This window comes from Paenibacillus sp. J31P190, assembly GCF_059692075.1.
Genome location: NZ_JCAUAS010000030.1, coordinates 63744 through 74155, shown reverse-complemented (window position 1 = coordinate 74155; position 10412 = coordinate 63744). Strand labels below are relative to the sequence as shown.

10 protein-coding genes and 1 pseudogene are annotated in these 10412 nt (G+C 40.3%); 2 read left to right on the top strand and 9 right to left on the bottom strand.

Annotated features, from left to right (window positions below; genetic code table 11):
• From AC58U0_RS32525 to AC58U0_RS32500, 6 genes and pseudogenes are all read right to left on the bottom strand, one after another.
• Positions 1-249 (bottom strand): hypothetical protein (locus tag AC58U0_RS32525; protein ID WP_497382912.1); only part of this gene is annotated, 249 nt, incomplete at its 3' end.
• A 93-nt stretch (positions 250-342) separates the two neighbouring features.
• Positions 343-651, bottom strand: coding sequence for a hypothetical protein (locus AC58U0_RS32520; protein WP_497382911.1), 309 nt, complete (start codon positions 649-651; stop codon positions 343-345).
• Between the two features lie 310 nt (positions 652-961).
• The gene (locus AC58U0_RS32515; protein ID WP_497382910.1) at positions 962-2323 is read right to left on the bottom strand and encodes a copper amine oxidase N-terminal domain-containing protein; all 1362 of its coding nucleotides are present in this window, start codon (positions 2321-2323) and stop codon (positions 962-964) included.
• 426 nt (positions 2324-2749) lie between these two features.
• Positions 2750-3178: an organic hydroperoxide resistance protein gene (locus tag AC58U0_RS32510; RefSeq protein WP_307442810.1), complete on the bottom strand. Its 429-nt coding sequence runs from the start codon at positions 3176-3178 to the stop codon at positions 2750-2752.
• 378 nt (positions 3179-3556) lie between these two features.
• On the bottom strand, positions 3557-4567 hold the full coding sequence (gene msrA, locus AC58U0_RS32505; RefSeq protein WP_497382914.1) for a peptide-methionine (S)-S-oxide reductase MsrA: 1011 nt from the start codon (positions 4565-4567) through the stop codon (positions 3557-3559).
• Positions 4568-5799: 1232 nt separating this feature from the next.
• A pseudogene (locus tag AC58U0_RS32500) lies at positions 5800-6932 on the bottom strand (NADH-dependent flavin oxidoreductase).
• A gap of 219 nt (positions 6933-7151) precedes the next feature.
• Here AC58U0_RS32500 and AC58U0_RS32495 point away from each other — a divergent pair.
• Entirely contained in the window at positions 7152-7634 is a 483-nt protein-coding gene (locus AC58U0_RS32495; RefSeq protein WP_497382909.1) for a MerR family transcriptional regulator, read from the top strand.
• 186 nt (positions 7635-7820) lie between these two features.
• Here the strand turns inward: AC58U0_RS32495 and AC58U0_RS32490 are convergent, their stop codons facing one another.
• Entirely contained in the window at positions 7821-8552 is a 732-nt protein-coding gene (locus AC58U0_RS32490; protein WP_497382908.1) for an NADPH-dependent F420 reductase, read from the bottom strand.
• Positions 8553-8706: 154 nt separating this feature from the next.
• Between AC58U0_RS32490 and AC58U0_RS32485 the strand changes: the two genes are divergently transcribed.
• Complete coding sequence (locus AC58U0_RS32485; RefSeq protein ID WP_497382907.1) at positions 8707-9066, top strand: winged helix-turn-helix transcriptional regulator; 360 nt, start codon at positions 8707-8709, stop codon at positions 9064-9066.
• A 102-nt stretch (positions 9067-9168) separates the two neighbouring features.
• On the opposite strand, the gene AC58U0_RS32480 is transcribed toward AC58U0_RS32485, so the two are convergent.
• Positions 9169-9666, bottom strand: a complete 498-nt coding sequence (locus AC58U0_RS32480; RefSeq protein ID WP_497382906.1) for a GNAT family N-acetyltransferase — start codon at positions 9664-9666, stop codon at positions 9169-9171.
• Between the two features lie 455 nt (positions 9667-10121).
• The gene (locus AC58U0_RS32475; protein ID WP_497382905.1) at positions 10122-10310 is read right to left on the bottom strand and encodes an immunity 22 family protein; all 189 of its coding nucleotides are present in this window, start codon (positions 10308-10310) and stop codon (positions 10122-10124) included.
• Positions 10311-10412 lie beyond the last annotated feature (102 nt).

Sequence of the window (10412 nt, the reverse complement as noted above, 5' to 3'; positions counted from 1 at the left end):
AATAAGAGCGCCTCCTTGATGGTGTTGGGTTAAAACCTTTGACAAACCCATCATACCGAGGCGCTCCTTTTCTTTCAAAGTCCAATTCTTAGGACTAACAGGAATGTTTAGTTGAGCGGTTAGGTTTATTTTGTTGGCAAGTGGAGAATCTCTTGAGTGATCCGATCCAAAAATCGATCTCCTATAATGTAGGTGAATTTGTGTCGCCAGACTACAATGTTGGGACATTTGTGCATTTTTAGATGACACAAATCCTCCTACATAAAAATAAAAAAGCCTGATTCCTCAGGCATTTGCATTCAAAGTAATGTAGGCACATTTGTGTCATTGGACAAATATAATTTAACTTAAATCGTATATAGACCAACCAGCAGAAATTATATCACTTATGAGTTGTTTAAATGCTTCTTCTTCATCGAACTCAAACCTAGTGAAGAACTCTATAAAGTAAGGCCGCAAGCAAATATCTCTTTGTCCTATACATCTATCATTTAATCTAATGTTTTCTATCTTTTCGTCATCCAAGCTTTCACTTCTTTTTCTGTAACTAATCCAGTTCTCATTGCATTCCTTAAAGTTAACAAATTTATCAATTCCAGATTCATCAATGTAATTAAGACCATTAGACGTAATACCTTTAATAACCTTCATAAGTCCTCCTTTACGTCTAGTCTCCCAGAATTGTTTTTCATTTTCATAAAACGGCTGGCGTTCATTGGAATTGTATTAATCTCGTTCTTCGTTAGCTTAAGGCATTCTCGTTGTGGGAGCGTACAATTTATCTATTATGATTGTTCTAATCGTCCATGAATTCTGGAGTTCAGAATCTCTAAATAGTGAGAATTATACATAATGCCAAGAACGTTACCAAATGGATCTTGACGGATACCGGCATTCCCATCTGATATGACAGAGAAAACCGAACAAGGAGCCGGCGTCTAGGCTGCGAGCCCCCTTGTCTCTACGGCAGCCGAAACACAGCAAGATCCAGGATGCCGCTGTCACTTTCCATTTGCCACAAGTGCATTTCGTTTCCAGTGATCGTCGTAATCGCATAAATGGAAGCCAGGTTTCGATAATCCTCTTGGATCTCCAAAGTGACCGGGTCAAGTACGTCTATGTTAAGGGTGTCTTGTGCGCCATGATTTGTCGTATAAAAGCTATACAGCTTTCCCTTGTGAAGAATAAGCTGTCCGCCTACAGGCTTGATACCGTCCGGTGCTGACCTGTACTGCTTGCGTACCTTCTTCGTATCGTCCTGAACGAAGGCTGAGGCAGGAAGATTATACCGGACCAAGGCTCCTCCGAATATGTCTGTCTTCAACGTCAAATAGGTATGGTTTGGATCCAGGAACAAAGGATCGTTCCGGTTGTATGCCAAGGAAAGCTCACTGAACGGAGGAATGGCAACATCTATCGGCTTTTTCAGGTCGTCGAGGAAATACAGCTGAAACCCGATTTCGGTTGCCCATAGAATGCCCTCCTTTTTATCCGAAATGACCTTATGCAGCGGTCGGATCGTGTCCTTCGCACGCGGCAGCCGGATGATAGTTTCGGACGAGACAGTGTCACCCTTCTCAATGAACATCACTCGCTTCAAGCCCTCTGCATCATCATAATAAATCGCATTTCCCCACAACAACACAGGCGGTTGTTTAGAGGCCATCTCTGATTCATACACCGGCAGCTCCAGCACGACCTTCTCCCGAACGATCCATTCATCATACTTCCCCGCGGACAAATACACCTTAAACGTCCATGACTCCTTATCGAAAGAGCACCATACGATATGCAGTGTATCCTTTGCTTTAAACACGTCCATGGCAGCGGCTCTATCGGGCACTTGACCTGGAACGAAGCTTCCGTTGCCGAAATGCGGCACAAACTTGACCCATTCCGGTCCTCGAATAGAAATGGATCTAGCCCCCGGATCCCACTCTACCTGATTTCCGGTTGCCTCCGCGATAAAGCGAAGAGGGACAAAGGTGCTTTCCTCGATCAACTGTGGTGCGGCATCGAGCGGTACAGGTTCATCATTGAGCACGGCTGTGGCTTGGCCGAGCTGAAGCTCAAGCTTCACGGCATGTCTGGATGCCTGAATAGTGCGGCTCTCTTCAGCCCATTCCACCTGCAGACCCAGATTCTCCATTAACGGACGGAAGGGAACCATCGTCGTGCCGTCGACGATCACAGGCGGGATGTGCAGCACTAGGGGCGTTTCATTAACTGTAACGGTAATGTTCGGTTCAGCGGCAGTAGTCGTAAAGGGATGATAAAGGAAAGCAAGTACACTTATTCCTATAGCGATGGCCGTCGTTTTCATGATAATCACTCCATTGCATAAGATTCGTTATTCAATTCTACAAATTTCCACATCCTCCTGCTGCAACTAAAAGTGTGAACCTACATTAAAACAAAAAAGCCCGTAGTTACGGGCATTTCGCAGTTGCTTTTGTTTAACTATCCTGCCCGTTTAATCATTAAGGTCACTGCAATCCGTCGGGAATGAGATAATGTTCTTGTCACACGACAAGAAACTACATAGGGTTTGTGTCACAATCAAGCGGTCCGCTTATTCTTTACACCCTACCCCATAAAACGAAAAAGCCACAAACTCGTTTTACATCAAAAAAACCCATGTGAAATGAACTCTCACTCAGATGGGTGCGGCAGTGCTTTGTATTGTCAGTCTGTTCATCTAGTGATTGACGTAATCACGAATTGCTATTCTCATCGGTTTGTGTGCTGATTAACCAACTACGTTAGTTACTACTTCGATATTTCCACGGGTTGCTTTGGCATATGGGCAAACCAGATGGGCTTCCGCGACGATTTCCTCAGCCACGCTTGTTTCTACGCCACTTATAGTGATGTCCATATTCATGGCTAGTACATAGCCGTCGCTCGCATCCTTGCCAAGCGTAACATTAGAAACGATTGTTATACCTTCCGCTTTAATATTCTTTTTTCTAAGAATAGTACCCATCGCACCTTCAAAGCATGCGGCAAATCCTGCGGCGAAGAGTTGTTCTGGGTTTGTTCCAGCTCCGTTACCCCCTAATTCCTTAGGATATCTCAAGTCCAAGTTAAGATTGCCATCGTTGGAAACAGCTTTGCCATCTCTTCCGCCTTTAACGTTTACAGTAGCCGTATATAATTTCTTTTCCATTTTTACCATTTCCGGAACTCTCCTTTTATTACTGGATTATTTTATACTTTTTGTGCGCTGATAAACCAACTGCGTTCGTTACTAATTCGATATGCCACGGGTTGCTTTGGCATATGGCAAACTAGATGGGCTTCCGCGAACGCTTTCCTCAGCCACTCTGGTTAATACGGCCTCTGATAGCGATGCCCATTTTCATGGCTAGTACATAGCCATTCGCATCCTTAAATATAGTACCCATCACACCTTCCAAGCATGCGGCAAATTATGCGGCGACAGTTGCTCTGAATTTGTTCCAACTCCAATAACTGGTTTAACTACTCTACCGTAAATGGAGTAAATCAAATTTCGAGAGCTGTTTTTGGTTTATGAAAATCAAAATCGAACTCATCATGACTGTTCATCAAAAAGCTTGACATACGCACCGTAGCCTCTTTCTTCAAGTTCATGCTTCGGTATAAATTTTAAAGCCGCAGAATTAATGCAGTATCGTACTCCCGTTGGTTTGGGACCGTTATTGAACTTGTGGCCAAGAAAGGAATCGGCATTCTTGCTTTTAACCTCGGGAGCTACAGACACAAAGCCATAGCTATTTTTCACAATCAGATTGTTGGGCTCCAGTGGTTTTGTGAAATTTGGCCAGCCTACACCTGCATCAAATTTGTCATTCGAGCTAAACAGCGGCTCGCCGGAAACGATATCCACGTAAATGCCTTGCTCGTTGTTGTCCCAGTATTCGTTATTAAATGGCTCTTCGTCCACCCCATGTTGAGTGACCTCATATTGGAGTTTGGTCAGCGTTTTCAGCTTTTCTTCCTTATTAAAACCTTTTTGAATGTTCACGTTTCTGTCACTCCCCCAGATTCTATCTAAGCTTGCGTCGCGGCCTGAGCCGAGCAAATTGATTTTGAAACTGATCGGGTTATTCTTGAAAAAGTTTTGATGCTCTGCTTCCGCCTTGTAAAACGTCGATGCAGATTCAATCTTCGTTATAATCGGTTTTTTGAACCTTTCTGAAGCTACTAAAGCATCTCTAGACGCCTCAGCCAACTCCATTTGTTCGTTGTTTTTATAAAATATGGCGGTTTGATATTCGCTGCCGCGATTAGCAAATTGTCCCTCTGCATCCGTTGGATCAACGTTTCGCCAGAAAATTTGCAGTAGTTTATCATACGAAATCTGATTCGGGTTATATCGAACTTCCACCGATTCGAGATGTCCCGTAGTTTGAGACCCCACTTCTTCATAAGTAGGATTTTCCTTATGGCCTCCCGTATAGCCGCTTTCAACGCCTAACACACCATCAAGCTTCTCAAATACCTCTTCCAGCAACCAGAAGCAGCCACCTGCAAAAATAGCCGTTTCGTCTGGCGTGTTCGAAATTTCATTCGCTGTTGTCATCGCATCTTGAGCTTTCACGATGTCTTTTTTGTGATTTAAACTGAAAAAGGAGTAACCAAGAAAGACAAGTAGAGTTATGGACAGCGCCAATAATTTGCGGTTTGTTACCTTCATGTTCCCTTACACCTCCGCGGTACATAATGGGATAGCGTACACCCTAGTCTCTTAATAGTTCAGAAAACAAATTACTTCATACAAAGTTCCAACCACTAATGTAATAACAACAACCACAAGGACGAATCGAACCGTTAAGCCAAATTTTTTCACGCCTATCCTTCTTTTGTTTTCATTACTTAGATTTTAACAAGAATAGCGCGCATGCAAACCTGTGGAAAGTCATGTCTTTACATCAAAAAGAGCACAACATTTGATCCTAAAGCATGATAAATTTCATGCTCTATGCCAAAAGTCATGCTCTTTCAATTATAATAGACAATAACGCAGCAGTAAGTTTGTAATAATTATAAATCTCGTTATTAATCTCAATCATGTTTAGAAAATCGAAACCACATTTTTGTATTACTCTGTTCGATGGTATGTTACGTATTATAGCTATAGCGTTAAGTACCTCAATTGGTGTTCTCAAACAAATAATTAATAATTCCTTGTGCGGCTTGGGTGGTGTAGCCTTTGCCTCTATAATCTTTTGATATCGCAAACAAAAGAGGAGTTGACGTGAAGCAAGCCCCTCAACTATAGTTTTCCGTTGCGTAACGAAGGTATTGATTGCCAGATTCTATCCACCGAATGAAATTCTATATCCATCTGGATCTTTAATCGTAAATTCACTAAAAAAGTCATTTAAATCAGGTCCTTTACCAATTTCTATTCCTTTTGTTTTAAACTCTTCAAGAATTCGTATTTACATCTGTATAACAAAAAGCGTCGAAGTATAATCCACCTTCGACCGAGGAAAAGGGCTTAACATCACTTTTATTCTTCGCAGGATGTAAAATGAAAGTAACCGCGTCTCTACTCATATGGACATGTTGTACATCAGGTCCACCAATTAGTTCATACTTGAATCCAAGTTTCTTATAATATTCGATTGAATCTTCTAAATTACTGACAAGTAATGTTGACTATGCTGCCGTTACTTTAATGGAAAACGGCAGCCGATGGTCTATCCGGCTACCGCGGTGTCTCTAGTCAACTATCGTTCCCCGTTAGCTTAATGAAGTGCTGATTCTGCTTCCTTGAAATTCCTCGGACGGACAAGCAATACGACAATGTTATTCTTCGATTGTAAACCATGGACCTGAAGCTTGAATGACATTCCAAAGTTTTTCGGGAAGCTCAAGCTCGCTTACTTTTGAAGTTTTAATTACTGTCTCAATCTCAGCTTCTTTTCCATTCTGAATCTTTTCTACCCAGTCTGGGTTCATGATTAACGCATGACCAACCGCTGCTAGGGATAGACCCTTATCTATTGTTGTTGCAACGTCATCCGGAGTTAACATAGAACCAGCAGCCATTACAGGTATTCTGCCGTTTACATGTTCCACAATTAATTCAACATATGTTTTTTCATCTTGACTATCGACTGGCTTTGACGAAAGGGCATTAACCAATGAAGTATGCACATAATCAACACCTTCTACAATCAGGCGATCAATTAAGGCATAGGTATCCTTCATTCTTAAACCGCCTTCTTCAGATTCGTCAGGAGAAATTCTGTAGCCGAATATAAACGGTTTTGTTGCATGTTTTTTAATCACATTGTTCATTTCCTGAATGACTGCCAATGGGAAACGCAAGCGATTTTCTAGATCGCCTCCCCATTGATCCTCACGTCTGTTGAAAAAAGGAGAAAAGAAGTTTTGAAGTAAAAATCCATGCGCACCATGAATTTCAACGCCATCAAACCCTGCCTCAATGGCTCGTCTTGTTGTTTCGCCAAACGCATGAATCACATCCAAAATTTCATCGTGTGACAGTGCTCTAGGCGTCAGGGAAGGAGCGAATGCCGTAGCTTCCGTCTCTACAGCGCTGGAACTAACGACTTCACCATTTGGAGTTAAAGCCGGCAGTGCTTTATTGCCTGCATGGAAAATTTGAAGAACTGCAGGAGCCCCCCCACTTTTCGCAGCATCCGCAATTTCCGTAAACTTGGAATGAACTTATCGTCATATGCTGCGAACTCATGCGTAAAACCGATACCGTTTGCTTGGACATGTGTACATCCTGTTATAACTAGACCTACGCCATTTACTCTTTTTTTGTAATAGTTCACTTCTTCATCTGAAATCGTGTAATCGTCATTACTTGACCAAGTGGTCATAGGTGACATAACGACACGATTTCTGAGGGTTACTCCATTTTTGAATGAGAAGGATTCAAGCAAGTTGTTATATTTTGTGTTCATTTTTTAGCCTCTTTCTAATTATTCATTTATAAACTGTAGTAATTGTTGTCATAAGTTAAAGCGTTTATTCGCAATCCAAAAGTAGTCAACCAAACAATTCTCTATTCCTTGTCGGGTAACGACAAAGGAGATTACCAGTTGATGAGCGCTCACAACATTGGTACAATGACATCATAAAGTATTCGAGTAACTCGAAGTCAATAGCAAGGGGGCGAAATTTTGAATCAGACATTACATGAACCTAAATATACGGTAAAAGATGTATCTGAAATAACTGGTCTTACAAAACATACGATCCGTTACTATGATGACCAACAATTAATACCTTTCGTTTCGAGAAACGCCAGAAACAATCGCTTATTCTCTGAGCATGATCTGGATTGGTTGCGAATGGTGCATTGCTTTCGTATTTCAGGGTTGCCGATTTCAGAAGTCAAACATTACATTGCCATGTGTTTGCAAGGTGATGAGACGATTCCTGAAAGGGCTGGGCTTATTGCAAAACAAGAAATAGAACTAGAAGCGAAAATCCATGAGTACAACCTTCAATTAATGCACATAAAAGAGAAGAAGGCTTACTACGAAAGTGTCTTGACTGGTCATTTGGACGATACCTGGAATCCAGTTAACAATAACCCACAATGTGGAGGAAAGTACGATATACCGGAACATATCCAATCAGCGTCAAAAGTTCATGCTTGACCTTAGAATATAGTCTACGACTTCGAGTACACTCGAAGTCAATTTTTTTTGTGTTTTTAATTTTTGATTGACAGAAATTGCACTAACCTGCCCGATAGTTGAATGGAAACCAAAAAGAAGCTGCCTCAAGGCAGCTTCTCTTCCGCTATCGTTTTCCCGTTAGTTGAAGGTACAGGGATTTGTAATTTATGAATTGAATACTTCTCTATTTGCTTTAACAACATCATGAACGGAAAATGTTCCACCTGAAGCTATCAGCTTTTCCATGACCTTTTCGCGCAGAAGTGGCGCTTTTTCTTTATTCACTTTCGTTAAGGCTATAGCTAGTTCCTCTTTTGTAAGTTCGGTGCAGTACGCTGGGGTTCCTGGCTGTTGTCTCCACGAATCGCTTAAAGAACCGCTATCTACGGCATCGAAGCCTAGATCGTTTGCTACACCCATGATGATTTGTTTATGGGATAGGTCATCGCCAGCAACCGCTATAGCAATGCGTCCATCCGTCCCTTCGGGAGTTCCATGATGCTCTAGCGTATAGGCTAAGAAATTGTTGAACGCTTTAATGATGGGTCTTCCTAAATGATTGGACACCCAAACACTTTCAACCATTCCGTTCTCCACGTCTTCGATTTTACCGCTGATTTGAGGATAATAATTTGAAGTGTCTACAACGACGACTTCCTCCCCAACTTTATCTATAATGTTGCGAATGCTTGGCAATGCATAGAAAGGGATCGATGTTATAAGAACATCGATATTTTTAATGACATCTTCTACGATCACAGGTGTTCCTGTAAGATTTTTCCCTTCCAAGCGTTCAATCCCACGAGCGTCTGCAATCTTGACATCATGTCCATTATCAACCAATTTTTTCGCAATATTAGATCCAATTGGTCCTGCACCTATAATTCCAAATCTCATTTCCATTCCTCCAATATCCTATTTCATGGTCCCTTGATTGAGTAATCTGTATACATATACTAATATATATATGTTGCTCGGATATTTGAAGAAGGCAATAAAAATTGACATAGTACACTTTTTCGTACCTAACAGCAGAAATGAGTTGATTAAGGTGTCTAGAATAAATGAGGATGAATTTAGTGAAGAATGTAAGAAAGATCATAGAGAGGTATATGGCATCGCCTATACTCAAAACATACTTTCGGGACGTTGGAAGTATCTAATTCTTTGGTTTATAAAGTTTAACCCGCGTCGATATAATGAAATTAAGACTCATTTAGGGGGAATTTCACAAGGATCCCTAACAAAACAACTTCGAGAATTAGAAGCGGATGGCTTAATTAATCGCAAAATTTATCCAGAGGTACCTCCGCGTGTTGAATATTCATTAACATTGAAAGGAGAGGAACTAATCCCCATTATTAATTTAATGGAACATTTCGGGAAGAAGTTTGGGGATAAAATAGATTAAAAATTGGACTTCTTAAATTAATCTGCCCGTTACTTCAACGAACAAAGCAGACTGCCACGGCAGTCTGCTCAACTTAACTATCGTTATCCGTTAATTTAATAATTAATGAGTTTTGAAGTATTGATAAACTACGCTTATTCCTTCCTCAATCTCTTCTTTTTCATAAGGCATTACCCCATTTGATTCATAGACACTTTTCCAAAATTTTAAGGCTGGAGTGTTGGATTGTGCCTGGCTAATTGCATATCTACCAGGATACATTTCAAAAAACTTGTTACAAGCTAATTTTCCAATCCCTTTCCTTCTCTGGTTTCTGAGAATAAAGAAGGAATTCAACACAAAATCTGCATATTCTTGATTTGAAAATGGACCACTTTGCAATAGAATAAAGCCTATTGGTTTACCATTTAAATTAATAAAAAATGGTGATAGTCCCTCTTTATCAAAAAACATGTCAAGAACATCGAATTCGAAAAGCCCATTATCCGAATTTAAATTTATGCCTTCAATGAATTCGGATAAGTCGTGTAAAAACAACGTCATTAAATTTCTTAATATTTCTTTTCGATCCGAATCTACTTTATCTATGAGTAACTCCATTATTCTACCCCCACCAGTTTGCAATCAAGCTTTCTTACCTAATAATGATGCAATAAAGTTCAGTTCATTGGAAGGTTAAATTTATATTCAACCATTCTTTACCAATCCGAAAATCTCAGCGTAAGCATCTCTGTCTTCCACCGAAAAAACTGTCCGTTACTTCAATAAATGAAAAAGGAGCTGCCTCGTGGCAAGCCCTGAACTATCGTTCCCAGTTAACGGAATGGAGTGTTATCTCAAGAAGTTATTTCATTGTATCTAGTCGAACCTAAGTACTTTAGACTATAATCCATATTATTAATCTCAGACACACTACCAATATAATCAAAATTATAAAGTAGAATTGCTACATTTACTCCAGGTCTGACTAGATCTCCATTAATCTCAATGAATCTTGAAGAAATTACTTCTGAGTATGAGTTTTGAGTAAGTAAGTTTTTAAGATTCAAAATTTCTCACTTAAAAAACGAACATTCAATAAAATCTTCATCGTAGTAGTTTATATCAAAATCCTTACCGAATTTGGATGGCATGATTTCATCGCTCTCGTCGTCTTCAGGATACGGTATCTCTACATAATCATCTAGCCTTGTTTTTTCAGACATTTTCCCAACCCACAAAGAAACCATACCCTCTTTACGCATTATATCTCCCCCAAGTAACTTCAGTCTTTACGTTTTGTTCAATAATTCATTTAAATAACCTATGATTTTTCGTGCTAATTAATGGTTCCGACAAATCAATAT